This window comes from Amycolatopsis sp. M39 (genome assembly GCF_001651785.1).
In the GTDB taxonomy this organism is placed as follows: Bacteria; Actinomycetota; Actinomycetes; order Mycobacteriales; family Pseudonocardiaceae; genus Amycolatopsis; species Amycolatopsis rubida.
The window spans coordinates 401,624-426,756 of the sequence record NZ_LWSF01000004.1 but is presented as its reverse complement, the minus strand read 5'-3'; the positions used below and the strand labels follow the sequence as shown (position 1 = coordinate 426,756).

24 protein-coding genes are annotated in these 25,133 nt (G+C 71.5%); 8 read left to right on the top strand and 16 right to left on the bottom strand.

Translation table 11 applies throughout. The annotated features are described in order from the left end of the window. Window positions 1-92 precede the first annotated feature (92 nt). Entirely contained in the window at window positions 93-2,201 is a 2,109-nt protein-coding gene (locus tag A4R44_RS12560) for a 3-hydroxyacyl-CoA dehydrogenase NAD-binding domain-containing protein (protein ID WP_067579421.1), read from the bottom strand. After that, entirely contained in the window at window positions 2,201-3,400 is a 1,200-nt protein-coding gene (locus A4R44_RS12555) for a thiolase family protein (protein ID WP_067579419.1), read from the bottom strand. The genes A4R44_RS12560 and A4R44_RS12555 overlap by 1 nt, the downstream gene beginning before the upstream one ends. A 248-nt stretch (window positions 3,401-3,648) precedes the next feature. Between A4R44_RS12555 and A4R44_RS12550 the strand changes: the two genes are divergently transcribed. From A4R44_RS12550 to A4R44_RS52305, 3 genes are read left to right on the top strand one after another with little or no spacing between them, the layout of a single operon-like run. Continuing rightward, window positions 3,649-4,668, top strand: coding sequence for a tetratricopeptide repeat protein (locus tag A4R44_RS12550; RefSeq protein ID WP_163069789.1), 1,020 nt, complete (start codon window positions 3,649-3,651; stop codon window positions 4,666-4,668). Window positions 4,669-4,693: 25 nt separating this feature from the next. Next, a complete protein-coding gene (locus tag A4R44_RS48955; RefSeq protein WP_067579414.1) occupies window positions 4,694-4,906 on the top strand; it encodes a hypothetical protein in 213 nt (70 codons plus the stop codon). Window positions 4,907-4,924: 18 nt separating this feature from the next. Next, on the top strand, window positions 4,925-5,830 hold the full coding sequence (locus A4R44_RS52305) for a tetratricopeptide repeat protein (protein WP_369805889.1): 906 nt from the start codon (window positions 4,925-4,927) through the stop codon (window positions 5,828-5,830). Here the strand turns inward: A4R44_RS52305 and A4R44_RS12535 are convergent. The 3 genes from A4R44_RS12535 to A4R44_RS12525 are packed head-to-tail and all read right to left on the bottom strand — an operon-like array spanning window position 5,719 to window position 8,628. Next, entirely contained in the window at window positions 5,719-6,690 is a 972-nt protein-coding gene (locus tag A4R44_RS12535) for a 3-hydroxyacyl-CoA dehydrogenase NAD-binding domain-containing protein (protein WP_095213293.1), read from the bottom strand. The genes A4R44_RS52305 and A4R44_RS12535 overlap by 112 nt on opposite strands. Then, window positions 6,687-7,799: an NAD/NADP-dependent octopine/nopaline dehydrogenase family protein gene (locus tag A4R44_RS12530; RefSeq protein ID WP_202507742.1), complete on the bottom strand. Its 1,113-nt coding sequence runs from the start codon at window positions 7,797-7,799 to the stop codon at window positions 6,687-6,689. The genes A4R44_RS12535 and A4R44_RS12530 overlap by 4 nt, the downstream gene beginning before the upstream one ends. 46 nt (window positions 7,800-7,845) lie before the next feature. Then, complete coding sequence (locus tag A4R44_RS12525; protein WP_067579410.1) at window positions 7,846-8,628, bottom strand: SDR family NAD(P)-dependent oxidoreductase; 783 nt, start codon at window positions 8,626-8,628, stop codon at window positions 7,846-7,848. A gap of 51 nt (window positions 8,629-8,679) precedes the next feature. Between A4R44_RS12525 and A4R44_RS12520 the strand changes: the two genes are divergently transcribed. Beyond that, window positions 8,680-9,444, top strand: a complete 765-nt coding sequence (locus tag A4R44_RS12520; RefSeq protein WP_067579407.1) for an IclR family transcriptional regulator — start codon at window positions 8,680-8,682, stop codon at window positions 9,442-9,444. A 41-nt stretch (window positions 9,445-9,485) separates the two neighbouring features. On the opposite strand, the gene A4R44_RS12515 is transcribed toward A4R44_RS12520, so the two are convergent. The 3 genes from A4R44_RS12515 to A4R44_RS12505 all read right to left on the bottom strand — a co-directional run bounded on the left by A4R44_RS12515 (window position 9,486) and on the right by A4R44_RS12505 (window position 12,781). Beyond that, a complete protein-coding gene (locus tag A4R44_RS12515) occupies window positions 9,486-10,757 on the bottom strand; it encodes a ribonuclease D (protein ID WP_067579405.1) in 1,272 nt (423 codons plus the stop codon). Between the two features lie 71 nt (window positions 10,758-10,828). Continuing rightward, complete coding sequence (locus A4R44_RS12510; protein WP_033291604.1) at window positions 10,829-11,545, bottom strand: response regulator transcription factor; 717 nt, start codon at window positions 11,543-11,545, stop codon at window positions 10,829-10,831. A gap of 672 nt (window positions 11,546-12,217) precedes the next feature. Further along, window positions 12,218-12,781 carry a DUF3000 domain-containing protein gene (locus A4R44_RS12505; RefSeq protein WP_067580162.1) on the bottom strand — a complete coding sequence of 188 codons (564 nt, stop codon included), beginning with the start codon at window positions 12,779-12,781 and terminating at the stop codon, window positions 12,218-12,220. Window positions 12,782-13,657: 876 nt separating this feature from the next. Between A4R44_RS12505 and hemE the strand changes: the two genes are divergently transcribed. The 4 genes from hemE to A4R44_RS12485 are packed head-to-tail and all read left to right on the top strand — an operon-like array spanning window position 13,658 to window position 18,175. Next, complete coding sequence (gene hemE / locus A4R44_RS12500) at window positions 13,658-14,656, top strand: uroporphyrinogen decarboxylase (protein WP_095213332.1); 999 nt, start codon at window positions 13,658-13,660, stop codon at window positions 14,654-14,656. Next, window positions 14,653-16,062 carry a protoporphyrinogen oxidase gene (hemG, locus tag A4R44_RS12495; protein ID WP_067579401.1) on the top strand — a complete coding sequence of 470 codons (1,410 nt, stop codon included), beginning with the start codon at window positions 14,653-14,655 and terminating at the stop codon, window positions 16,060-16,062. Before hemE ends, hemG begins: the two co-directional genes overlap by 4 nt. Window positions 16,063-16,108: 46 nt before the next feature. Then, complete coding sequence (gene hemQ, locus A4R44_RS12490) at window positions 16,109-16,801, top strand: hydrogen peroxide-dependent heme synthase (protein ID WP_067579399.1); 693 nt, start codon at window positions 16,109-16,111, stop codon at window positions 16,799-16,801. Between the two features lie 6 nt (window positions 16,802-16,807). Next, window positions 16,808-18,175, top strand: a complete 1,368-nt coding sequence (locus tag A4R44_RS12485) for a CoA transferase (protein WP_067579397.1) — start codon at window positions 16,808-16,810, stop codon at window positions 18,173-18,175. Window positions 18,176-18,559: 384 nt separating this feature from the next. Here the strand turns inward: A4R44_RS12485 and A4R44_RS12480 are convergent, their stop codons facing one another. The 8 genes from A4R44_RS12480 to A4R44_RS12445 form a co-directional block, all read right to left on the bottom strand. Further along, on the bottom strand, window positions 18,560-19,339 hold the full coding sequence (locus A4R44_RS12480; protein ID WP_067579395.1) for a TIGR04222 domain-containing membrane protein: 780 nt from the start codon (window positions 19,337-19,339) through the stop codon (window positions 18,560-18,562). A gap of 101 nt (window positions 19,340-19,440) precedes the next feature. Next, window positions 19,441-19,674: a hypothetical protein gene (locus tag A4R44_RS12475; protein WP_369805888.1), complete on the bottom strand. Its 234-nt coding sequence runs from the start codon at window positions 19,672-19,674 to the stop codon at window positions 19,441-19,443. 89 nt (window positions 19,675-19,763) lie between these two features. Further along, window positions 19,764-20,567, bottom strand: coding sequence for a DUF692 domain-containing protein (locus A4R44_RS12470; RefSeq protein WP_067579391.1), 804 nt, complete (start codon window positions 20,565-20,567; stop codon window positions 19,764-19,766). A gap of 83 nt (window positions 20,568-20,650) precedes the next feature. After that, the gene (locus A4R44_RS12465) at window positions 20,651-21,598 is read right to left on the bottom strand and encodes a TIGR04222 domain-containing membrane protein (RefSeq protein WP_067579389.1); all 948 of its coding nucleotides are present in this window, start codon (window positions 21,596-21,598) and stop codon (window positions 20,651-20,653) included. 98 nt (window positions 21,599-21,696) lie between these two features. Next, window positions 21,697-22,578, bottom strand: coding sequence for a TIGR04222 domain-containing membrane protein (locus A4R44_RS12460; protein WP_067579388.1), 882 nt, complete (start codon window positions 22,576-22,578; stop codon window positions 21,697-21,699). 111 nt (window positions 22,579-22,689) lie between these two features. Continuing rightward, window positions 22,690-23,118: a peptide-methionine (R)-S-oxide reductase MsrB gene (msrB, locus tag A4R44_RS12455; RefSeq protein ID WP_067579386.1), complete on the bottom strand. Its 429-nt coding sequence runs from the start codon at window positions 23,116-23,118 to the stop codon at window positions 22,690-22,692. Window positions 23,119-23,137: 19 nt separating this feature from the next. Further along, window positions 23,138-23,443, bottom strand: coding sequence for a hypothetical protein (locus tag A4R44_RS12450; RefSeq protein WP_009075657.1), 306 nt, complete (start codon window positions 23,441-23,443; stop codon window positions 23,138-23,140). A 50-nt stretch (window positions 23,444-23,493) separates the two neighbouring features. After that, the gene (locus tag A4R44_RS12445) at window positions 23,494-25,077 is read right to left on the bottom strand and encodes a serine/threonine-protein kinase (protein ID WP_067579384.1); all 1,584 of its coding nucleotides are present in this window, start codon (window positions 25,075-25,077) and stop codon (window positions 23,494-23,496) included. Between the last annotated feature and the right edge of the window lie 56 nt (window positions 25,078-25,133).

The following is a 25,133-nucleotide window of genomic DNA, read 5'->3' as shown; positions in this document are numbered from 1 at the left end:
AGCCAGTCGAGATCGATCCCTAGCCCGAGCCCCAGATCGAGGCCAGCGCCGGGGAGCCGCCCTGCGCGAAACAGAGCGGCTCCGCCAAGGCGTTACGCCGGAACCGAAGCGACGCCCCGGGACAGGAACGGCTTGCCGTTGACCCGCTCCGACACGCCGGCCCGGTCGAGGTACGGCGTGATGCCGCCCAGCCAGAACGGCCAGCCCGCGCCGAGGATCAGGCACAGGTCGATGTCCTGGGCCTCCGCGACCACGCCCTCGTCGAGCATGATCCGGACCTCTTCGGCGATCGCGTTCAGCGCGCGGTCGCGGACCTGCTCGGCGCTGGAGGGCCGGTCGCCCTGCGTCCACAGTTCGGCGACCTCCGGGTCGACCGACGGCGTGCCGCTCGCGTCCCAGGTCCAGACGCCCTTCTTGCCCGCCTTCACGAACTTGTCCAGGTTCTCGCTCACGGTGAAGCGGTCCGGGAACGAGCCGTGCAGCGTCTCGCCGACGTGCAGCGCGATGGCCGGGCCGACGAGCTGCATCAGGTTCAGCGGCGACATCGGCAGGCCGAGCGGCTCCAGCGCGGAGTCGGCCACCTCGAACGGCGTGCCCTCGTCCACGGCCACCAGCACCTCGCCGAGGAAGCGCAGCAGCAGCCGGTTCACGACGAACGCCGTCGCGTCCTTCACCAGCACGCTCGACTTCTTCAGCTGCTTGCCGACCGAGAACGCGGTCGCCAGCGCCGCGTCGTCGGTCTTCTCGCCGCGCACGATCTCCAGCAGCGGCAGCACGGCCACCGGGTTGAAGAAGTGGAAGCCGACCACGCGCTCCGGGTGCCGCAGCTTCGAGGCCATCGCGGTGATGGACAGCGACGAGGTGTTCGTGGCCAGGATCGCCTCGGCGGAGACGTGCTGCTCCAGCTCGGCGAACACCTGCTGCTTCACGCCCAGCTCTTCGAAAACGGCCTCGATCACGAAGTCCGCGTCGGCGAACGCGGCCTTGTCGAGCGAGCCGGTGACGAGTGCCTTCAGCCGGTTCGCGCCGTCCGGGGACACGCGCTTGCGGGCCAGCAGCTTGTCGATCTCCTCGTGGACATAGCCCACGCCCTTGTCGATCCGCGCCTGGTCGACGTCGGTGAGCACCACCGGCACCTTGAGGCGGCGCACGAACAGCAGCGCCAGCTGGCTGGCCATCAGGCCCGCGCCGACGATGCCGACCTTGTTCACCTTGCGCGCCAACGACTTGTCCGGCGCGCCGGCCGGCCGCTTCGCCCGCTTGTTGACCAGGTTGAACGAGTACAGCCCGGCGCGCAGCACGTCCGACATCAGCAGCTCGGCGAGCCCGTCGGTCTCCGCCGCGTACCCGCGGTCGAGATCGTTCTCCCGCGCCAGCTCCAGCAGTTCGACGGCCTTGGTCGCGCCCGGCGACGCACCGTGCGTGCGACCGTCCACGATGGACTTGGCGCGCGCGATCGCCGCGTCCCACTCCGTGCCGCGGTCGATTTCCCGGCGAGCGGGGGTGATCTCGCCGTTGACCACCTTCGCCAGCCACAGCAGCGACTGCTCCAGATAGTCCGCGGAACCGAAGACCTCGTCGACGATGCCGAGTTCGGCGGCCTTGCGCACGTTCAGCATCTTGTTCTGCGCCAACGCGTTCTCGATGATCACGGTGACAGCGGCGTCCGGGCCGATCAGGTTCGGCAGCAGCTGTGTGCCGCCCCAGCCCGGGAACAGGCCGAGGAACACCTCGGGGAAGGCGATCGCCGCGGTGTTCTCCGACAGCGTCCGGTAGTGGCAGGACAGCGCGAGTTCGAGCCCGCCGCCCATCACCGCCCCGTTGACGAACCCGAACGTCGGGATCTTCGACTCGGTGAGCCTGCGGAACACGTCGTGCCCGGTCTGCGCGATCTCCCGCGCCAGCTTCGGGTCCGACACCGCCTCGACGCCGGAAAGGTCCGCGCCGACGGCGAAAATGAACGGCTTGCCGGTGACCGCGATCGCGGCGGGCTCGGCGGCGAACGCCTTGTCCAGCGCGGAGTTCAGCGACACCAGACCCTGCGGGCCGAAGGTGTTCGGCCGGGTGTGGTCGTGGCCGTTGTCCAGCGTGATCAGTGCGACCGGCTTGTCCAGCCCGGGCACCTTCACCAGGTTGGTGACCGCGTTCGTCACGACCTCGTCCGGGAACGCGGCCTTCGCCGCTTCAGCGGTGAAAGTCATTACTTCGCCCCCTCAGAGCCGTTGTAGGCCGGGTTTTCCCAGATCACGGTGCCGCCCATGCCGATGCCGATGCACATCGTGGTGAGGCCGTAGCGCACGTCGGGGTGCTCGGCGAACTGGCGCGCCAGCTGGGTCATCAGCCGCACGCCGGAGGAGGCCAGCGGGTGCCCGCACGCGATCGCGCCGCCCCACTGGTTGACCCGGGGGTCGTCGTCGGCGATGCCGAAGTGGTCGAGGAAGGCGAGCACCTGTACCGCGAACGCCTCGTTGATCTCGAACAGTCCGATGTCCTCGATGGACAGACCGGTGCGCTGGAACAGCTTCTCGGTGGCCGGCACCGGGCCGATGCCCATCACCTCCGGCTCGACGCCCGCGAACGAGTAGCCGACCAGCCGCATCCCGATCGGCAGGCCCAGCTCGCGCGCGGTGTCCTCGTCGGCGAGGATCGCCGCGGTGGCGCCGTCGTTGAGACCGGCCGCGTTGCCCGCGGTGATCCGGCCGTGCGGGCGGAACGGCGTCTTCAGCTTCGCCAGCTGCTCGACGGTCGTGCCCGGACGCGGCGGCTCGTCCTCGGTCGCGAGGCCCCAGCCGAGTTCCTTGTCGCGCGTGGCGACCGGAACCAGCTCCGGCCCGATCTTGCCGGTCTTCACGGCCTCGGCGTAGCGCTCCTGGCTGCGCGCGGCGAACGCGTCGGTGCGCTCCTTGGTGATCTCCGGGAAGCGGTCGTGCAGGTTCTCCGCGGTCTGGCCCATCACGAGCGCGGTCGGGTCGACCAGCTTGTCCGCGACGATCCGCGGGTTCGGGTCGACGCCCTCGCCCATCGGGTGGCGGCCCATGTGCTCGACGCCGCCGGCGATGGCGATGTCGTACGCGCCGAAGCCGATGCCGCTCGCGGTGGTGGTCACCGCGGTCATCGCGCCCGCGCACATCCGGTCGATCGCGAAGCCCGGCACGGACTTCGGCAGCCCGGCGAGCAGCGCGGCGGTGCGGCCGATGGTCAGGCCCTGGTCGCCGATCTGCGTCGTCGCGGCGATCGCCACCTCGTCCACGCGCTCGGGCGGCAGCTCCGGATGCCGCCGCAGCAGCTCGCGGATGGCGTTGACGACGAGGTCGTCCGCCCGGGTCCCGGCGTACATGCCCTTGTCGCCCGCCTTGCCGAAGGGCGTGCGTACCCCTTCGACGAAGACGACATTGCGCACCCCTCGCGCGGTGGGCGCGAGCGGCGGCGTTGCTGGTGCGGCCACGAATGCTCCTGAAGTCGAGAGTGTTCCTGTCCCGCACCCTAGCCCTTGTTACCCGTGGGTAACCAGTGCAGTGGCCCGGTCGAGTGGGGGACGGCACACTCCCGGGTTCTTGTGGCGTGCGGCACACTGGCGGGAACGCACCGACCGGACGGGGGACGGCAATGGCGCTTTTCCGGGCGAACCCGGCGACTGAAATGGCGCGGTTGCGCAAAAAACTGGCGAAAGCCGCGGACCCGGACCTCCCGGAAAACCTCGCGCTGCGGCACCGGCTCGGCATCCTCCTGGTGGAAACGGGCGACTGGCCCGCGGCGGAGGAGCACTACACCGAACTCGCCGACGCCCAGGTCCGCGTCGAAGGCGAACAGCACCCGGGCACGCTCGGCGCGTGGCTGAACCTGGCGACGGCGAAGGCCGCGTTGGGCGAGATCGAGGACGCGGTGCACCTCATGGAGTCCACAGTGGACATCTACGAGGCCGTCAGTCCCGACGACCCGGCCACGATGCGGGCACAGCTGCTGCTGTCGGAGATGTACTCGCTGTCCGGGGAGTACGACGAGGCGCTGGACGTGCTCGGCCGGCACCTGAAGGCGTGCGTGGACAAGTTCGGCGAGTACCACGAACTGACCATCGCGGGCGCTCGCCGGAAGGTGAACGTGCTGCGGACGCTGGGCCGGTTCGGCGAGGCCAGCAGCCTGAACGGAGGTCTGAACCGCAAGCCGCGCAACGACTACGAACGCGACAGCGCGCGTGCGGTCGACTTGCTCATCAGAGCCGAATCCGGGGACGCGAAGATCGTCCGGCACAAGGCGAGGGAACTCGCCGAGCAGTACCGCACGCCGGAGTTCGTCGAGGTGCTCGCCGCGGTGCTGCTGCGCGCCGGGGAACCCGCGGAAGCGGCGGAGCTGTACCGCGCCGTGCTGTCCGCGCAACCGGCCGCGCGGCACTGGGGCCCGGCCGGGGAATTGGCCCGCGCGTGCCTGGAAAGCGGCCAGCTCGACGCGGCGGAGACGCTGGCGAGGGAACTCGTGTCGGCCGAGGGCCTGCCAGCGGGACATCCGCTGAAGCTCGGTTTTCGGGCGACGCTGGCGCGGGCCGCCCGGGAACGCGGCCGGGACGCGGAGGCGGATCGGGAGCTGGAGGCGGTCGCGGCGGGGTTGACCGAGGTGTTCGGGCCGAAGCATCCGGATGTTGTCGAAGTCGCCGGGTGGCTGAAGAAGGACTGAACCGCTGGGCGGGCAGACTGTCCAGGTGGGATTCTTCCGCGCGAAGCCGGAGCCGGCCGGTGAGGTCGCCGCGCCGCGGGCCGCCGTGGCGAAAGCGCGTAACCCGAAGAGCGTGCCGAACCTGCGTCGACGGCTCTTGCTGGGTCAATTGCTGCTCAAGAACGAGGACTGGTCAGCCGCGGAACAGCACTACGCGGACCTCGTGCCCGCGTTGACCGATGCCTTCGGCCCCACGTGAGCCGAACACCCTTTCCGGGTGGGCGAATCTGGCGTGTTGCCAGACGGCGCAGGGGCGTCCGGTAGAGGCGATCCCGCTGCTGGAACGCACCGCGGAGGTGTTCGAGGAAACCTGGGGCGCGCCAGCCCGCGACGTTCAAGACGATGCGCTGGCGGTGCTGGCCGCTTGCCTCGACTACTGCACGGCCGAACTCGGCCCGGCACACCCCGGACGAAAGCCGGCCGACTGCCCCGCTGCGCGCTGGCCCGGTACGAAGCGGCCGCACAGTGGCTGTCAGACGAGGATGCGCTCTGCGAGACCGGCGAGCAACGAGACGCGGTTCGCGGACTCCTCTTGGTGGTGCAAGCCGAAACCGGGGATCCGGAGCCCGCGATCGCTCCGTTGCGCGAGCTGGTCGAGAAGCGGCCAGGGCTGGGGAAGTGCTTGGCGACCGTTCTCCTGGAGGCTGGGCAAGCCCCCGAGGCAGCCGACCTGCTCCGCCAGATCCTGGGCGAAGAGCGAGGCCGAAACGCGCTGCTCCTGCGCAGTACCCTCGCGCGAGCCTGCGTGGAGAGCGGCAATCCGGACGAAGCCGAGCACTCCGCGCGGACCGTGCTGGCCGGCGGGACACCCGGTGATACTCGGCCTTCGCGCGACACTGGCCCGAGTCGCGGCCCGACGAGACGACCGGGCGGCCGCCGCGACAGAGCTGGAATCCGTGGTATCCGGGCTCAAAGCAGTGCTCGGCGAAGCCCATCCGCGCCCCGGCCAAGCGGCTGGATGGCTCAAGGAGTGCTGACGGCCGCGGGCCGGAACCCGCGGCCGCCGGAGAATCACTCCGCCGAATCGTCCTCCGGCCGCACCGGAACCGGCGTCCCGTCCCGCAAATGCGGTTCCCGCAGCCGGAAGATCTCCTCGAACTCCCGCATTCGCGCCGCCCGGTAATCCGGCACCCCGGCCGAGTCGAAGCGGTAGAAGCCGGCCCCGTCCTGGAGACCGCGCCGCTGCCCGGTCATGTTCTCCTCGACGACCGCGGGCGCCTGGAACCGCTCGCCGAGTTCGCCGGTCAGGTAGCGCGAGGCGTAGTACAGGATGTCCCCGCCGCCCCAGTCGATGAATTCCAGCGGGCCCAGCACCGAAAACCGCGGCCCGAGCCCGGCGCGGACCGCGAGGTCGATCTCGGCGGCTCCGGCCACCCCTTCCTCGACCATCCGCGCGGCCTCGTTCATCAGCAGCGCCTGCAGCCGCGGCACGATGTATCCGGCGGCGGGCCCGCACACCACCGGCACCTTGCCGATTTCGCGCAGCAGTTCCACGAGCCGGTCGACCGCGGCCGGGTCGGTGGCGTCGCTCCGGCTGACCTCGACCAGCGGCATCAGCTCGGCCGGGTTGAGCCAGTGCGCGTTGACGACCCGCTCCGGCCGTCCGGCGAGTTCCGCGATCTGCGTGACCAGGAAGGTCGACGTCGTCGAGGCCAGCACCGCCGATTCCGGCACCTGCGAGCCGAGCCAGCCGAACACCTCGCGCTTGACGTCCATGACTTCCGGCACGGCCTCGAACACCACGGTCGCGTCCGCGAGTTCCTTCGCCGAACGGTCGCCCATCGTCAGGCTTTCCAGCGCGTCCGCGTGGCCGGACATCGCGCGCAGCCGGTCGGCGAGGCGTTTGCGGATTTCGTCGCGCCGGAGCTGGCGTTCTTCCTCGGTGCGGTCCTTGACGTCCGCGAGCAGCACCGGGCGTCCCGCCGCGAGGAAGGCCAGTGCGATGCCCTCGCCCATCCGTCCGGCGCCGACGACGGCGATCACTGCTGGACTCCGTCCTGCAGCAGCTTCGTCAGGCCGGCCCGGTCGAGATCCGCCAGGCCGAGGTTCTCGAACGTCCGGCCCTCGGCGTAGAAGTCGCGGCCGGTGATGGCGGAACCCAAGGTCAGCAGGCCCTCCGCGACCGGTGTCGGCACTCCGGCCCACCGGCCCGCGGACACCAGCAGCGACAGCCCGAGCCGGGTGTCTTCCACCATGTAGCGATGCTGGTGGAGGTCGATCTTCTCGCGCCAGTCGCCGCTGTCGGTCACCTTCTCCTGCGCCGAGCGGCCGTACATCCATTCCTCGCCGTCGGCGGCGTAGTGATCGGCCAGCGGGAAGTGCGGCGCGCCGTAGCCGAACGCCTCGCGCAGCGCGACCCGCTCGGCGTCCAGCGCGTCGGTGACGCTGCGGATGGACGGCTGCGTTCCCTCGTTGTGGATGTCCCAGGCGGCGAAATGCTCCAGCGGACCGGCGTTCATCGTGATCAGCGGCGGGTGGATGATCGGGCCCGCGTTCATCAGCGCGCCGCTGAGCCCGTCGCCCGCGTCCTCGACGCTCGGGTACGCCTCGCGCAGCGCCGGGAACGCGCTTTCCGCCAGCCGAAGCGGGAAAACCCCGGTCGGCAGCCGGGTCGCGTACCCGCTGATCGCCACTTCCGCGTCCCCGTGCCGGCGCGCGAGGTAGGGCAGCGTCCCGGCTTCGGCGAACGCGATCTCCGAGCTGCCGCCCGCCGCGGCCACGGCCCTGGCGAACACCATCGAACCGAACGTGCCCGGCGGCAGGAACACCACCTGGCCCTCGGTCAGCAGCGGGGCGAGCTGAGGAGCCAGGTCGTCGTGCGTGGTCGACGGCAGCGGGATCACGACCAGGGCCGCGTCGCGCACCGCCTCGGCGAGATCCGCCACCGGGTCGATCTCCCCGGCACCGCCGCCCACCGGCACCGATCGGGAACCTCGGTAGTCCCGGACGCCCACCGCTCCGGTCGCGCGGACCGCTTCCAGCGCCTCGGCGTTCCGCCGCCACCAGCGCACTTCGTGGCCGTGCTCGGCGAGTTCCGCCACCGTGGCCCAGGAACCGTGTCCGCCCCCGAGAACCGCGATCTTCACTGTCATGTGCTCCTGTCTCGTGCTTGTTTTCCGTCGCGCCGGCCGCACTTTTTCACGGGCCGGCCAGGTCGGTCTCGGCCCACAGCCGATCTTGCTGCTCGCGCACGATCGCGCCGAACTCGCCCGGCACGATCGTCCGGTACGGCCCGGATTCGACCGCCACCCGCGCGATCGTCTCGACCGCGGGCGCCGGATCGCGTTGCATGGCGAGGAAATCCGAAAAGTCGTGCTCCGAGGCCGGCGCGTTCTCGACGAGTTTTTCGTTGAACCCCGTGGAAAACGGCCCGGGCTCGACGACCCGGACGTCGATTCCGTGCGGCCGCAGCTCCTGGCGGACCGCCTGCGCCATGGCTTCGAGAGCGAACTTGCTGGCCCCGTACGGACCCGCGCCAGGAGCGACGAACAGCCCGGCCACCGACGTCACGAACACGATCCGCCCGCCGCGCCCGGCGGCGACGAGCCGATCGGAGACCAGCCGCGTCAGCTCGAGCGTGCCGAAGACGTTGACCTCGAACGTCTTCCGGACCACTGCGGAATCCGTGCGCAGAAGCGGACCTTCCGCACCGAATCCGGCGTTGTTGAGCAGAACCGACGCGTCGAGCGCCGCCGCTGCCTCGCGATCAGCCGGGTCGAGCAGATCAAGCCGGGAGACCTCCGCGGCCAGCCCGCGCTCGGCGAACGCCGCCCGCGCCGGCTCGATCTGGTCGTCCCGTTCGACGGTGGCGAACACCCGATGCCCGCGCGCCGCGAGCGTCAATCCCGTTCCCAGCCCGAGCCCCGATCCCGCTCCGGTGATCAAAACCGACTCGGTGTGTTCTCCGCTTGGCCGACCCACGCCCGCAGTGTCCCTTGCGTCGCGGCCCGGCCTCAATCAGACTTCCGCCACATGGAAGCCAGACCCACCGCGGCGGCGCGGCTGCTGTCGGTGCTGGACTGCTTCAGCCCGCGGACGCCGGTCCTTTCCCTGACCGAAATCGCCCAGTCCGCGAGCCTGCCGCTGAGCACGGCGCACCGGCTGGTCGGCGAACTGGCCGGATGGGGGGCGCTGGCCCGCGACGACCACGGCGGCTACCACCTCGGGCTGAAACTGTGGGAGCTGGGCTCGTTGTCGCTGGCCAGGGCGTCGATCCGCGAAATCGCCCTGCCGTACCTGGGCGACCTGTTCGACGCGACCGGCGAGAACGTGCACCTGTCCGTGCTGGACGGAACCGACGTCGTGTTCCTGGCCAGGCTGGCCGGACACCGCTCGGTGGGCATCCTGACCACGACCGGCAGCCGCCTTCCCGCGACCACCACCGCCACCGGCCGGGTGCTGCTCGCGCACGCCGCCGCGGATACCCGCGAATCCGCCCTGACCAGCCCGATCCCGGCGGAAACCCCGCACACCACGACCGACCCGGAGACCCTGCGCGCCGAACTCGCCGACATCGCCCGCACCGGCTACTGCGTCGCCGACCGCCAGCTCGCCGACGACGCGGTCGCGGTCGCCGCTCCGATCCGCGACGCGACCTCCCGGGTCACCGCCGCGGTCGCGGTCGTGGGCCGCCGGGAGACGACCTCGGTGGCCCATCTGGTGCCCGCGGTGGTCACCACGGCGACCGGCGTGGCGCGGTCGCTCGGCTATCGCCGGCCGGCTCGTCGCCGTTCGTGAGGTCTCACCCTCACCTAGCGGTCTGAACCACCCGCGGCGGGTCAGGAAGCCGTGCTGTGCAACGCCTTGCTCAGCGCCGCCACGGTCAGCTCCAGCTGCCACGGCCGCGCCCCGCCCGCCCGCAGCGCGTCCGCGACCGAGTCCTCCGCGAGGTCGGCCGGGGGCCGCCAGCAGGTCCGCCGGACCAGATCCGGCAGCAGAAGGTTCTCCACCGGCAGCTTGCGGTCCTCCGCGATCGCGGCCAACGCGGCCCGCGCGGCGGCGAGCCGAGCAGCGGCGTCGGGGTCCTTGTCGGCCCAGCGGTTCACCGGCGGCGGACCGTCGGAGGGCTGGCTCGGGCTCGGCAGCTCGCTCGCCGGCAGCGCTTTGGCCGCCTGGAGGTGCCGCAGCCAGCTGGCGGTGTACTTGCGCTGCACGCGTCCGCTGAACACCGGCAGCGCCTGGAGTTCCTCGACCGTCTTCGGGTCGGCGGTCACCGCGTTGACGATCGCGCTGTCGGGCAGGATCCGGCTCGGCGCGCGGTCGCGTTTGCGAGCCAGCTCGTCGCGGGCTTGCCACATCTCCCGCACCGCGGCGAGGCCGCGCGGGCTGCGGATCTTGTGCACCCCGGACGTCCGGCGCCACGGTTCGGCGCGCGGCGCGGGCGGGGGAGCGGTGCGCACGGCCTCGAACTCCTGCCGCGCCCACTCCAGCTTGCCCTGCGCCGCCAGCTCGGCTTCGAGCTTCTCGCGCAGTTCGTTGAGCAGTTCGACGTCGAGCGCGGCGTAGTTGAGCCAGTCGATCGGCAGCGGACGCTTGGACCAGTCCGCGGCGCTGTGCCCCTTTTCGAGCGTGTACCCGAGCAGCAGCTCCACGAGCGTGCCGAGCGCGACGCGTTCGTACCCGGCCAGCCGTCCGGCCAGTTCGGTGTCGAACAGCGATCGCGGGCGCAGGTCCAGCTCCGCCAGGCAGGGCAGATCCTGGGACGCGGCGTGCAGCACCCATTCGGTGTCGTTGAGGACGTCCCGCAGCGCGGCGAGGTCGTCGGCGAGCGCGATCGGGTCGATCAGCACCGTGCCGGAGCCTTCGCGGCGCAGCTGGACGAGGTAGGCCTTGGGCCAGTAGCGGTAGCCCGACGCCCGTTCGGTGTCCACCGCGACGGCGCCCGTGCCCGCGGCGAGCCGCGCGCACGCCTCGGCGAGCGCGCCGGGCTCGGCCACGACCGGAGGGGTGCCTTCCGCCGGTTCCCGGAGCAGCACCGACGTTCGGGAGGCCCCGGAGTTCTCGGTGGTCTCGTCTCCGGTCCGGGCTCCGTCCGCCTGTGCAGTTCCCATGTCCGACGACCCTACGGGACGGGCGGACCGCGCCTGGTCCGCCCGCCCCGCAGGGACGTGGTTCGTCGTCGTCAGCGGATCACGCCGGCTCGCATCGCCAGCGCGACCATCTGCGCCCGGTCGCCCGTGCCGAGCTTGCGCCCGATGCGGGACAGGTGGGACTTGACGGTGAGCGCGGAGAGGGAAAGCTCCTCCCCGATCTCCTTGTTCGACTGCCCGTCCGCGACGAGCTGGAGCACCTCCACCTCGCGAGCCGACAGCTCGCGCGGGGTGTTGTCGGTGCCCGCCACTCGCGTGCCGGTCGCCAGGACCGGGGCCACGCTCGGGTCGGCGTAAACGCCGCCTTCGAGAACCCGGCGCACGCCGTCGGTGACTACCACCGGCGACGCCGACTTCAGCAGGTACGCCTGAGCTCCGGCCTGGAACGCGGAGCGCACCGCGTACGGGTCGTCAGAGGATGCCAGGACCACCACGCGCGGCCAGCCGTGGCTACGGAGTTCCGTAACCAGCTCGATGCCGCTGCCGTCCGGCAGTCCGAGATCGAGGATCGCCAGGTCGCACGGGCCGGTGGCCTGTGCTCGCGCCCTCGCCTCGGCCACCGTGGCGGCTTCGTGGACAGTGCCCGCACCCATTTGTGCGAGTCGTGCTGCGATTGCCTCCCTCAACAGCGGGTGGTCATCGACCACCAACACGGAAAAAAGCTCTTCCCGCGGGTGCGGAACCATGCTCGCCGGCAAGGCGCCGGCTGGCGTGGATCGGACGGCCTGAGATAAGCCGACGGTAGCCACGTCACTACCTCCCTGGAGTCGGTCGTGCCCCCCGACCGGCACCGGGACCTTCGGCCGTTCAGCCGCGCCAGCTTTAGACCGAAAGTGGTGTCGTCCCAGGCACTGTAGCCGTCCGGACGCCGTTGCGGGGGGATCGAATGGGTATCTATCCGAAACAGTTCGTCACTCAGCGAGGTCGTTGTAACACGATCGGACTAACGATCGGAGTCTTGTTAACGACTGACGACCGGGCCGCGATGCACCTGAGTTACCGGCAACGAAACGGGCGTGCAGATGGCTCGTGCACCTGCGGGTGCTTGCGGAGAGGGGTCGTGGCCCCGGCGGTCCGGACCCGGAAATGCGCCTCGGCCGGGGCAAGATCATTTTCTTTCATGTTTTGCCGCGCGCACCGCCCGGCTGCCCGCGCCGTGCCGGAAGCGCCGGAAAGAGGTCCGGAACCGCGTCGAAGCTGGTTACCGGGGGTTCACTGCCTGTGATCACGCCCGGCCACGAACGTGCGGCATCCGGGGCGGCGGCCTCGGAAGTCCATAATGGACAGTCGGCGGCGGACGCCCGGAAGCCCCGCCGAAGATCTCCGCGGGGTGCCGGGAGGGCCCGGATCCGCCCGGGAAAGCGCGTTCGTGCGCGTGCAAGCGCCGCGAAGACGCTGCCCGACCGGGTGAACTTAGGAAATCAGGAGCTCTGCCGCTGCTCGAACAGCGTGACGCCCACCGGGGGCAGCCCCACGACGCTCGCCATCACCTGGCAGAACGCGAGCCCGTGCGGCCCGAGCGCGGCGTCGGCCGGGGTCCAGGACGCCCGCAGTTCGAGGTCGTCCGTGCGAGCCGGACCGGAGATGTCGCCGAACCGGGCCGAGGACGTCTCGGTGACGGTGCCGCCGAGCGCCTTCCACGAAGCGCCGGAGGCCTCCAGCGCGTCGGTGAGCCACGACCAGCCGACCGCGGGCAGGAACGGATCCGTGGCCAGCTCGCGGTCGAGCTCGGCGCGCACGTACATGACCAGCCGCAGCACGCCGTCCCAGCCCTCCTGGCCGTCCGGGTCGTGCAGCAGCACCAGCCTGCCGGACGCCAGCACGTCCGCGGGTCCGGAGACATCGCAGCTCAACGCGTAGGACCACGGCGCGAGCCGCTGCGGCGCACGCATCGTCTCCAGGCTGATCTCCGGGCGCGGCCGGACGGCTTGCAGCGCCGCGACGGCTTCGCGGAAGAGATCGGGCACTGGCGTCATCGCGGTCACGCTCCGACTGTAGGGCGGCGACACCCGGTTGCGGACGCAGGCGCGCCGAGCGAGACCCACCCGCGACCCGCGGGACGGCTTCGGCTGTCCTTCTGCCCCGCACCCCGGCCTCGCACTCTGCTCCGAGCTTGGCTCTCGCCTCGCTCACTCCTCACCGTTGACCTTGCCGCTGGCCGCTTGCCGCACGTTGCCGCTGGCCGCTGCCGCACGTGGCCGCTTGCCGCACGTGGCCGCTGGCCGCTGGCCGCACGTGGCCGCTGACCGCTGACCGCACGTTGCCGCTGGCACCGCGTTGCCGCTGGCCGCACGTTGCCGCTGGCCGCTGGCCCCACCTTGCCCCTGGCCGCTGACCGCACCTTGCCCCGTGGCCACGCCTCCGCCCCATCGAGGCTTGCCGCTCATGCCCGTCCCCGTCTTGCTCGGCTGCCTTGTCGTCCACCCCGTCGGCTGCCTCGTTGTCCATCCCGCGTTGCCTGGCCGTCTCGCTGCCCGCCCTGTCTCTGTGTTGCCGTCGCGCTGCCCACCCCGCCTTGGCCCGTCGTCTCGCTGCCCACCCGCCTGGCCCGTCGTCTCGCTGCCCGCCCCGTTGCTGCCCGCCGCCCGTCCAGCCCGCGTCTCGCCTGCTCGTTCCGGCGCGCCAACGCCTCGTCCGGCGCAGCGCGCTACGAATGCCGCACTGCGATCAGGCGGAGGTCACCGAATCCGAAGCGAGCCGCGCGCACGCCACGCGGCGAAATCCGATCCTGGCCCGGGGCGGCCCGGGACTGTCGGGCCCGCGTGGGACCATGGGGTTCGTGCCTCAGGTTTCGTCCGCGCCCGTCGGCGCCCCGCCCGTTTCGCCCCGTCGCGCCCTGCCCGGCTCGGCTTNCGGCTTTCCTGGCCGCCGCGCGCGGGGAGCGGTCCGCGCACGTCCCGGTGTGGTTCATGCGCCAGGCCGGTCGTTCGCTGCCGGAGTACCGCGCGCTGCGCGAGGGCGTGCCGATGCTCGACGCGTGCTTCGACCCCGAGATGCTCGCCGAGATCACGATGCAGCCGGTCCGCAGGCTCGGTGTCGACGCGGCGATCCTGTTCAGCGACATCGTGGTCCCGCTCAAAGCGGCGGGCGTCGACATCGACATCGTCCCCGGCACCGGCCCGGTCGTGGCCTCGCCGGTGCGCGACGCGGACGCCGTGCGCGCGCTGCCGAAGCTTGAACCGGAGCAGGTCGGGAAGGTCGCCGAGGGCGTCCGGCTGCTCGTGGAGCGGCTCGGCGAAACGCCGCTGATCGGGTTCGCCGGCGCGCCGTTCACGCTGGCCAGCTACCTGATCGAGGGCGGCCCGAGCCGCAACCACGAGCACACCAAGGCGTTGATGCACTCGCGGCCCGAGGTCTGGCACGACCTCGCCGCGCGCCTCGCCGACATCGCCGCCACGTTCCTGCGCGCCCAGCTCGACGCGGGCGTCGACGCGGTGCAGCTGTTCGACTCGTGGGCCGGTGCGCTGTCCGAGCGCGACTACCGCGAGTTCGTGCTGCCGCATTCGACCCGGGTGCTGGCCGTGGCCGGGGAGTACGGCGTGCCGCGGATCCATTTCGGCGTCGGCACCGGCGAGCTGCTCGGCGCGATGCGCGAGGCGGGCGCGGACGTGGTCGGCGTCGACTGGCGGATCCCGCTCGACGTCGCGGTCCACCGGCTCGGCGGCAAGGTGCCGGTGCAGGGCAACCTCGACCCGGCGCTGCTGTCCGCGTCGTGGCCGGTCCTGGAGGCCGAGGTGCGCCGGATCGTCGAAGAAGGCCGCGCCGCTCGCGGGCACGTGTTCAACCTCGGCCACGGTGTGCTGCCGGGCGTCGACCCGGAGGTGCTGAAGCGGGTCGTCGACCTGGTGCACTCGCTGTGAAACACGTCGCGGTCGTCGGCGGCGGGATCTCCGGGCTGTCCGCGGCGTACCGGTTGCGCAGGCTGCTCGGCGACCGGGTGACGATCACCGTTTTCGAGAGCACGGCCGCGATCGGCGGCAAACTGCGCACGGCGGAGGTCGGCGGAGTCAGCTACGACGTCGGAGCCGAAGCGTTCCTCGCCCGCCGGCCCGAGATGGTTTCGCTGGTCGAGGAGGTCGGCCTCGCCGATCGCCTGGTGCATCCGACGAAGGCGCGCGCCACAATCCACGCCGGCGGTTCGGTGCGGAGCCTGCCGCCCGGCACGGTGATGGGAGTCCCGGCGTCCGCGGACGCGGTCGAGGGCGTGCTGTCCGACGACGGGCGGATCGCGGTCGAGAAGGAACGTTCGCTCGGCCCCGTCGACCTGGGCGAAGGCGATGTGCCGCTCGGGCCGCTGCTGCGCACGCGCTTCGGCGGCGAACTGGTGGACCGGCTGGTCGACCCGCTGCTGGGCGGCGTTTACGCGGGCGGCGCCGACGGTCTCGGCCTCCGCGCGACGATGCCCGGACTGGCCGCCGCGGTCGAAGGCGGAGCGGGTTCGCTCACCGAGGCCGCGTCGTCGCTGCTGCCGAAAACGCCGGGCACCGCGCCGGTTTTCGGCAGTCTGACCGGCGGCTTGCGGGGATTGCTCGACCGGTTGCTGGAGCTTTCCGGCGCTGAGCTGCGCACTTCGTCGACGGTCCGCGCACTGGCGCGGACGCCGTCTGGATGGCGTCTCGAATTCGGTGCTGCCGCGCCGGCGCACGCGCCTGCCGGCAGCCCGGTGGACGCGGACGCGGTGCTGCTCGCAGTGCCCGCGCCAGCCGCCCGGAAACTGCTCGACGGCGTGGCCCCGGCGGCCTCGACCGCGTTCGGCGAGGTCGAACTGGCGTCGATGGCGGTCGTCGCGTTCGCGTTCCCGCCGGGCACTGAGCTGCCGGACGCGTCCGGAATCCTCATCGGCGCGGGGGAGCGGGACGCGGAAGGCGTGCCGTACGCGGCCAAGGCGTTCACGTTTTCGTCGAACAAGTGGGCTCATCTCGGCGATGCCGGACCGGTGCTGGTGCGCGGTTCGGCCGGCCGGTTCGGCGAGCCCGGCGCGGTGAACGGCGACGACGATTCCCTGGTCGCGGCGGTCCGCGCGGACCTGGCCCGGCTCGCCGGTGTCACCGCGAAGCCGATCGACACCCTGGTGACGCGATGGGGCGGCGGCCTCCCGCAATACGGCACCGGGCACCTGGAGCGAGTGACCCGGATCGAGACGGCAGTGGCGGATGTCCCGGGCCTGGCCGTGGCGGGCGCCACGCTGCACGGCGTCGGCCTGCCGGCGTGCGTGGCCACGGCGGACGCCGCTGCCCGGCGGATCGCGGAGCAGCTCTCCGTGTGACGGAGCCCCATGGCGATCGCCGGGCCGGCAGTGCCAGGATGGAGTCATGGCGCGGCTGAATTACAACGAACTCAACGACACGATCCGCTACACCATGTGGTCGGTCTTCCGGATCGAACCGGGGAAGTTGGGGGAGGACCGCGCCGCCGCGGGCCGCGAGACGGCCGAGTACCTCGACGGGCTCGAAGCCAAGGGCGTCGTCGTCCGGGGCGTGTACGACGTGTCCGGCCTCCGTGCCGACGCGGACTACCTGATCTGGTGGCACGCCGAGGAGATCGAGCAGGTCCAGGCCGCCTACACCGGGTTCCGGCGCACGCCGCTCGGCCGCGCGTCCACGCCGGTCTGGAGCCAGACCGCGCTGCACCGGCCCGCCGAGTTCAACAAGAGCCACGTGCCCGCGTTCCTGGCCGGCGAGGAGGCGCGGAAGTACATCTGCGTGTACCCGTTCGTCCGGTCCTACGACTGGTACCTGCTGCCGGACGAGGAACGCCGCAAGATGCTGGCGGACCACGGCAAGGAGGCGCGGGACTACCCGGACGTGCGCGCCAACACGGTCGCGTCGTTCGCGCTCGGCGACTACGAGTGGATCCTCGCCTTCGAGGCCGACGAACTGCACCGGATCGTCGACCTGATGCGCCACCTGCGCAACACCGAGGCGCGTCGCCACGTGCGCGTCGAAATCCCGTTCTACACCGGCACGAAGGTGCCGCCCGCCGAGCTCGTCGCGGCTCTGCCGTAACCGCCGGTGCAGGACGTACTCGCCGGGGCCTGGCAGTCGCTCGCCGGGGAACCGCTGCCCGCCGTGTCCTTGACCGGCGACGAATCAGTGCTGCCCGGGCACTTCCGGGTCCCCGCCATGGCAAGCGCCAGCATCGCCGCGGCCACCCTGTCCGCCGGTGAACTGCTGCGGCTGCGCGGCATCGACCCGGGCACGGTGTCGGCCGACACCCGGCACGCCGCCGCCGCGTCCCGCAGCGAGCATCTGCTGCGCATCGACGGCGAGCCCGGACCGAGCCCGTGGGGCCGCATCGCAGGCGACTACCGCGCCGCCGACGGCTGGATCAAGCTGCACTGCAACACCTCACGGCACGAGGCAGCGGTCTGCTGGGCGCTCGGCGTCCCGGCGACCCGCGAAGCGGTGACCAAGGCCGTGGCCGGGAAAACCACGGCCGAGGTCGAATCCGCCGTGGTGACCGCGGGCGGCGCGGCAGCGTTGATGCGCTCGCGCGAGGACTGGCTGGCACACCCGCAAGGCCAGGCCGTCGCAGACCTGCCGCTGGTCGAGCTGAACCGCATCGGGGACGCGCCGAAGCGCACCCTGTTCGACTCGGACCGCCCGATGGGCGGCGTCCGCGTGCTGGAACTGACGCATGTGCTCGCCGGACCCGTCGCAGGCCGCGTGCTGGCCGCACACGGCGCGAACGTGCTGCACGTCGGCGCCGCGCACCTGCCGCGGATCCCGGTCCTGACCATGGACACCGGCCAGGGCAAGCGCTCCGCGTTCATCGCGCTCGACACCGAAGGCGGCCGCGCGAAGCTGAAGAAGCTCATCGCCCGCGCGGACGTCCTCCTCCAGACCTTCCGCCCCGGCGCACTCGCCCGAATCGGCTTCGGCACGGAAGAACTCGCCGAACTGCGCCCCGGCCTCGTGATCGCCGACGTGTCGGCGTACGGCTGGACCGGCCCCTGGGCCCGCCGCCGCGGCTTCGACAGCCTCGTGCAGATGTCGTCCGGCCTCGCCGAGGAGTACGCCACCGACGCTCCCGCACCGCTGCCCGCGCAAGCCCTCGACCACGCCACCGGCTGGCTGACCGCCGCCGCCATCATGACGGCAATCCGCCGCACGGCCACCGACGGCGGCACCTGGCACGCCCGCTTGTCCCTCGCCGGCACCGGACGATGGCTGGATTCCTTGGGCCGCAAGGATCCGGAACCGGCCGAAACGGACTACACGGACGTGCTGGAGACGGTCGACAGCGACTTCGGCCGGATGACCCGGGTGCGGATGGCCGGAGAACTGCCGGGCGCGCCGCCGCACTGGGACCACCCGTCGCACCGGCCCGGCGCGGACACGGCGGTGTGGTCGCCGATCGTGCCTCAGCCGGTCTCGTAAGCGGTGCCAGGGCCGTTGGTTGCCGCGCCGGTTGCGTGGCTACCGCCGTGCCGTCCGGTGGATGCCGCCAGCCTCGGAGTGCCGCGTCGGTTTCGCAAGGTGCCGCGTCGGTTTCGCAGGTGCCGTGTCGGTTTCGGGGTGGGCTCGCCGGTGAGGTGCGTGGTCGGTTTCGCAGGTGCCGTGTCGGTTTCGGGGGTGGGCTCGCCGGTGAGGTGTGCGGTCGGTTTCGCAGGTGCCGTGTCGGTTTCGCGTGGGCACCGCCAGTCCGGTAAGCGCGCAGCCAGTCCGGTAAGCGCTCGCGAGCCTCCGTGTGCGCCACGTCGGTCCCATAAGCGCCACCGGTCCCTGAGCACCGGCCGGTCCACGCCGCTCGCGACCCAGCGGCTAAATCGGCATAAGCCCTCCCGCGACCCGCTCGTCCGGATAAGCCGCCAGCCCGTCCAACGCGACGAGTTCAGCCGGTCCTGCGCTACCACCCGCACCAGCCTGCTGCTCGGCCCGCGCGAGGACCGTCGTCCCCGCAGTCGTCGGTGGCAGCGAACTGACCTTCTGTTCGGCGAACTTCGTGGTGATCCGCTGGCTGCCGACGAGACAGAGCCAGAGTGTCAGCCCGACCTCGGCGAAGCCGAGCAGCACCATGGCGTTCAGATGAGAACGGCCCACGTCGTAGACCAGCCGGCCCACCCCGGCCGCGAGCACGACGACGGCCACCGCGGTCAGCGTGTACCCGAGACCCGTCAACGGCCTGCGCCTGCTGACCAGCCGCCGTTGGACGAGATCGGTTTCGAGCGTCCGGATCGCAGGCTTGAGCACCGACGAACGCGCGACCCAGGACGGCAGGCGGCCGCGACCGGCCGCCTGGTGCACGGCTTGCTCAAGCGGCGGCGACGCGGGTGGCGAGCCGGTGGCGACGATCTCGCCCAGCGACCCGACCTGCAGCTGGCCGCGCGCGAGCAGCGTCGCGATCGCAGCCTCGACCAGCCGAGGCCGCCCGCCCGCCAGGTAAGCGACGTCGTAGACACCGCGCGGCACGGCGGCCGGCTCCGGCGCGGACGCCCGCGTGGCCAGCTTGTCCTTGCCAGTGGCCAGAATACTCGCCAAGCTCGCGGCGGTGGCCACGCAGACGAGCAGCATCGGGCTCACCGCAGCCCAGAATCCGTTCACGACAGGTTCCCTCCCTCCCGGCTCGGCAGAGATCGGATAACACCGCCGTAACCAGACATGTCGTCAGCGTAGTCAGCACCACCGACAAAAATCGGACGAGCTCAGCGCCGAAACCACCTGCGCCGGGGTTTGGGCAGGTCACCGCGGGTGATGAGCCACTCTGCGAAGGCGTCGGCATACTCGCGCGCCCGGATCGAAGTCGTCTTGGGCCGCTCCGCCGCGTATGCGTCGAACAGCGGCCGATACCGCGAGCCCAGCGTCTCGGGCAGGTCCGGCCGCAGGTATGCGACCAGTCGCCGTCGCTTGGCGAGCAGGACGTCCGCCTCGATGCGCAACCGAGAAGCATCGAAGCCCGACGGTGCCTCGGTCCCCGTCAACAGGCTGTCCAGCAGCGCAGCTTGCCGAGCCGCTAGTTCCTCCCGGCTCACAGCGTCACCGCGGTCCGCAGCGCGACCAGTTCGGCAGCGAGTTCGGAATCGGTGGGGTAGTCGTCGTCGCGCTCCAGGAGAACGCCCGGCGGATCCGTGCGCCGGCGCAGTTCGGCGAGCAGGTCCAGCACCTCGGGCAGCACCGGATGCGCGTGTGTGTCGTGATAAACCCCATCGCGCTCCACGCCGCCGGCCATGTGCACGTACGCGAGCCGTTCCCACGGAATCCCGTCCAGGAACGCCACTGGATCGGTGCCCACGTTGCGCGCGTTGGCGTACAGATTCGCGACGTCGACGATCAGCAGGCAGCCGGTCCGTTCGGTCAGCTCGGTGAGGAATTGTTCCTCGGTCAGCTCGTTTTCCGGCCATTCCAGCAGTGCGGCGATGTTCTCCAGCGCCAACGGTAGGTCCACAATGGACTGTGCGAGCCGGACGTTGTCCACCAGCACGTCCAGTGCCTCGCGCGAGCGCGGCAGCGGCATCAGGTGCCCGGAGTCGAGCCCGCCCGCGCGGACGAAGCACACGTGGTCGCTGGCCAGCGGCGCGTCGAGGGCCCGCGCCAGTTCGGCCAGATGCTCCACGCGCCCGGTGTCCAGCGGCTCGGCCCCGCCCAGCGACAGCGACACCGCGTGCGGCAGCACCGGCATCCCGCGATCCTTCAGCGCCAGCAGGCTTTCCGGCAGGTGCGGGGCGTGCAGATTCTCCGCGACCACCTCGACCCAGTCGACGCCCGGCAGCCGCGCGATCGACAGGTCGAGTTCCGGTCGCCACCCGATGCCGATCCCCAGCCGGTCAGCCACCGCACCCACCTCCGGACGTCGTTCGCGCACCGCTCTTCAACTCCAAGCTTGCCGCATGGCCCGGGCCCCGCCGTCTGCCGCGGTTATCCGCCGCAGCCGCCCCCGCCGCCGCAACTGCTGCCTCCGCCGCACGAGGATCCGCTGCTGCACGAGGAACCGCCGCTGCTGCAGGACGACCCGCCGCTCGATCCGCCGCCCCCGGTCCAGCTGCCGCCGCCGCTGATCAGCGCCGAGCTCATCTCCTCGTCCGGGTACAGCGCGATCCCGCCGAGCGCGACCACGGCCGCCGCGCCGACGAGCAACGCTCCGTTGCCGCTCCGGTTGGGGGCAGCGAGCTCCGCAGGCTGTTCCTCGGCAGTTTTCGCGTCTTCGCGGGCGCGCACGACGATCGCGTGACCCGCGTCGGTCGCGCGGGAGGTCTTCGAGCCCTTTCGGACCGAGTAGGCGATCAACGTCAGGATCCCGGCCACGACGAGCAGCCCGGCCAACCCGCCGATCGGCCGGTCCAGCTGCGCTCCGTTGACCGCGCGGACGATGCCGATCAGCAGCAACGCGGCGTACCCGGCCACGATCCCGGCGCGGAAGCCGCCCAGCCCGTCGCCGGCGGCAAGCAGCCCGCGTCGTTCGAGGTCCGCGCGGATCTTCTCGACTTCCGGCTGGACCATCGGCGACTTGCGCACCATGGCGACGGTCGCCGTGCCGCCCTGCGCGGCGTCGTGCACCGCGCGTTCCAGCCTCTTGCGAGCCGGTCGCTTGCCGATCGCGCTCAGCTTGCCCTTGCTGCTCACCCGCAGCAGTTCCTGTTCCAGCAGAGTCGCGATCGCGGTGTCGACCGCGCGGTCCGCACCGCCTGCCAGGTAGGCGAGCTGGTAGACGTCCGGCTGCAGCGGCGCCTCGACGGTCGCGGGCGCGTTCCGTCGCCGGGACCGCGCGATCGGCGGCCAGCTCAGCTGCACCAGCAGCACGACGGCCAGCGCCAGGCCGAAGAGCAGCAGGAACTGCGGGCCGGAAATGCCCCAAGGTTCGTCCACGGCTTCCCCCTCTTTTCAGCGTTGCCGGAACCCTAACCGGCCGGTCGCCGGATGCTGTCGGCAGAACTGACGCACTCGATGTCCGGTTCGTTCCCGGCTCAGCTGTTCCCGCCGCCGCAGCCCCCGCCGCCGCATCCGGATCCGCAGCCCGCTCCGCCTCCGCAGCCGGATCCGCAGCCGGACCCGGCGGCCCAATACCCCGCCGGTCCGGCGAACCCGCCGGTGACTCCCGCGACGGCCGCCCCCGTCCGCCGGGTCGCCGGAAGCCCGCGGAGCAGGGCGATCCGCAGCTCGCGATCCGGATGATTCGACAGTCCGCCGACCGCGACGCTCCCGGTCCGGCCGCTGATCAGGCTCTGATCCGGCCACGCCGCTTCGGCTGCTTCACGGCCGGCGTCGGTCGGCCGGATCCGCCGGGCGGCCCGGCGACGGGACATCGCGGCGAACGCGAACCACGCGGGCAGCAGAACCGAAATCAGCACATAGCCGTTCAGCCCGCCGACGAACGCCGCCACGCCGGCCGCGGCCAGCACCGCTTCTTCGATCGCGGTCCACTTCCACGCTCTCCGCAGCGCCTGGCCGTCGACCAGCAGACCGCGCTTGGTGAGGTCGTCGATCAGCTCGCGGACCGTGTCGCCCGAGACGAGACCGCGCAGCACCGTCGCGATCCCGGCTCCCGTGCCGGTCAGCTCGGCGGCTTCCCTGCTCAGCGCGTCCGACGGCTCGGTCGGCGTGCGGTACAGCCGGCCCACGGAGTCCGCGCGCAGCTGCTCCCGCTCCAGCATCGAGGCGACCGTCGTTTCGGCGACGCGGATCGGTCCGTTGGTCAGCAACGCGACCTGCGCCGCGGTCGTCAGCCGGGTTTCGGGATGCCTGCCCCGGCGCAGCCGGGCGGCGGTCCGCCGCCCGAGCCACCAGCAGACCAGCGCCAGCACCAGGATCAGCGCGGCCGGCATCGCGCGTTCGATCGTCCAGCCCATCACGGTCCCCCTCCGGATGAACACACCACGTTACCCTCCGGGCCGGGGTTGCCGCCGGACGAAAAACCGCCCTCCCCGGAACGGGAAGGGCGGTTTCAGCGGACCTCGGCGTCAGTCTCCGGAGTCCTCGACGAGCTTCAGGGAAATCGAGTTGATGCAGTACCGCTGGTCGGTCGGGGTCGCGTAGCCCTCGCCCTCGAACACGTGCCCGAGGTGGCTGTGGCACGAGGCACACAGCACTTCGATGCGCCGCATGCCCATGGCGCGGTCCTCGCGAAGCAGCACCGCGTCGGAGTCCGCCGGGTCGTAGAACGACGGCCAGCCGCAGTGGCTTTCGAACTTCGTGTCGCTGCGGAACAGCTCCGCGCCGCAAGCTCGGCACTCGTACACGCCGGTGGTCTTGGTGTCGGTGTACTCGCCGGTGAACGGCCGTTCGGTGCCGGCTTGCCGGAGCACCGCGTACTCCTCGGGGGCAAGCTGCTCCCGCCATTCCTGGTCGGACTTCACCACGCGCGGAGTGGTGCCGACGACGGGTTTCATACCTTTCACCCTTCCCACGTTACCTGGAGAGAAAAGCGACCGTGTGCAGCGCGATGTCCCAGGCGGTGACCAGCAGCCCGAGCACGATCAGCACCACGACCAGCGCGGACACCCAGTAGCGGAGCCCGCCGGTCCGGTTGCTGGACTCGGCGAAGTCGGCGACCTGGTCCAGGCACGCCTCGACAGTGAAAGTCGGCCCGGTGCGCTCCATCCGGTCGAGATGGGCGGCGAACGCACGGGCCTCCGGGTCGTACGGGTCCAGCCCGACCAGATCCTCGTGGAACCGAGGATTCCAGCCCGGCGGCAGAGCTCCGTTCTCGGCCATGCCTCAAAGGTAGGCCATTCGTCCCGCTGGACCCACCTCTGCGGCGAGTGTCACTGCGCGGGCGCGCCGCTTCCGAGGCGGGGGTCGCTGTTGATCATCAGCGTGCCGTTGTCCCCGGCGATGACCTGCACGACCTTCTGCATCGGCGCACCGCCCTCCGGGGTGAGGGTGATCTGGACGTCGGCGGAACCGTCAGGATTGTTCTGGCGCTTGTAAACGCTGGCTCCCTTGTAGCCGGCCAGCTTGTTTTGGTCCCAATACGAGGCGAACGCGGTTTGATCGCCGAAGGCCGCCTGTGCCGACGGGGTCAGCATCGCCCACGCGGTGGGCGAGCCGGCGTTCTGGTAGAAAGTCACGGCCAGCTGGCCAGCTGGCCCCCACTGCACGTTGCCGCTGGACTTGACCGGCGGCGCCGAAGAACTCGGCGCGCTCGACGGCGTCGCCGGAGCGGAGGAGTTCGGTGCCGGCGGCTGCGCGTTCGACGAAGCCCCGCCCTTGTCCTGGCTGTTGCTCAACACCAGGAACACCACCAGCGCCACCGCGACCACCGCCGCGGCCCCGCCGGCGAGGAACGCCATCTTCTTCTTCCGCGCCGCAGCAGGCGAAACCCGGCCCCCCGACCCGGCGCCGGAGTAGTTCGGCGCGGCAGCAGTAGGCGTCGGCCGCACAGCGGGCTGCGGACGCGGCGGAGTGTTCGACGGGGGAGCGGGACGCGAAGGCGCGCCCATCGGCATGAACGCCGCAGTCGGCGTCCGAGGCGGGTTCGACGGAGCCTTCGGAGCAGCCGCCGCCGGAGCAGCCGTACGCGCCCACGGCGGACGGGACCCGTTGCTCCCCGGACCGCGATTCCCCGACAGCAACTGCTGCGCCGCAGCCGGTTCGCCAGTCGCCAGCTGAGCCAGCCGCTCCCGTGCCTCGGCCATGCTCGGCCGCTCGGAAGCTTCGCTGCGCAGCAGGCTCATCAGCAGCGCGGTCGCCGGACCGGCCTGCGTCGGCGGGTTGACCTGGCCGTTCGCCGCCGCGTAGAGCAGGGCGAGCTGGTTCGTGGTGTTGCCGTACGGCGTCTGCCCCTCGATCGCCTGGTACAGCGTCGCGCCGAGGGCGAAGACGTCCGAGCTGGGCACCGGGTCGGCGCCGCGGGCCAGTTCGGGGGCGAGGTACGCCGGGGTGCCGCCGATGAGGCCGGTCTGGGTGAGCGTCATGTCGCCGGCCGCGCGGGAGATGCCGAAATCGGTGATCTTCGCGGTGCCGGTTTCGTCGATGAGGATGTTGCCGGGCTTGACGTCCCGGTGCACGATCCCGGCGCGGTGCGCGGCCACGAGCGCCGCGGCGACCTGCTCGCCGATCCGCGCGACCTGGCCGACCGGCAGCGTGCCCTGTTCGGACAGCACCGCGGACAGGCTCGGGCCGTTGAGGTACTCCATCACCAGGCACGGGTCGCCGCCGTGCTCGGCGACGTCGAACACGACGATCGCGTTGGGGTGCTGGAAGCGGGCGGCGTTCTTCGCCTCGCGCATGGCGCGCTGGCGCATGTTGTCGCGTTCGGCCTCGGAGACGCCCGGCTGCGGCAGGATCTGCTTGATCGCCACCGACCGCTCCAGGCGCACGTCCACGGCGCGCCACACCACGCCCATGGCACCGCTACCAATGTGCTCGACGAGGCGGTAGTGCCCCGCGATCAGCTGCCCGG

Coding starts and splice junctions, on each gene's coding strand:
- hemQ (WP_067579399.1), top strand. CDS start 16,109: ATGGCGCGGCTGAATTACAACGAACTCAACGACACGATCCGCTACACC.
- msrB (WP_067579386.1), bottom strand. CDS start 23,118: ATGAAACCCGTCGTCGGCACCACTCCGCGCGTGGTGAAGTCCGACCAG.
- A4R44_RS12520 (WP_067579407.1), top strand. CDS start 8,680: ATGGAAGCCAGACCCACCGCGGCGGCGCGGCTGCTGTCGGTGCTGGAC.
- A4R44_RS12445 (WP_067579384.1), bottom strand. CDS start 25,077: ATGGGCGTGGTGTGGCGCGCCGTGGACGTGCGCCTGGAGCGGTCGGTG.
- A4R44_RS12560 (WP_067579421.1), bottom strand. CDS start 2,201: ATGACTTTCACCGCTGAAGCGGCGAAGGCCGCGTTCCCGGACGAGGTC.
- A4R44_RS12450 (WP_009075657.1), bottom strand. CDS start 23,443: ATGGCCGAGAACGGAGCTCTGCCGCCGGGCTGGAATCCTCGGTTCCAC.
- A4R44_RS12460 (WP_067579388.1), bottom strand. CDS start 22,578: ATGGGCTGGACGATCGAACGCGCGATGCCGGCCGCGCTGATCCTGGTG.
- A4R44_RS12515 (WP_067579405.1), bottom strand. CDS start 10,757: ATGGGAACTGCACAGGCGGACGGAGCCCGGACCGGAGACGAGACCACC.
- A4R44_RS12530 (WP_202507742.1), bottom strand. CDS start 7,799: ATGACAGTGAAGATCGCGGTTCTCGGGGGCGGACACGGTTCCTGGGCC.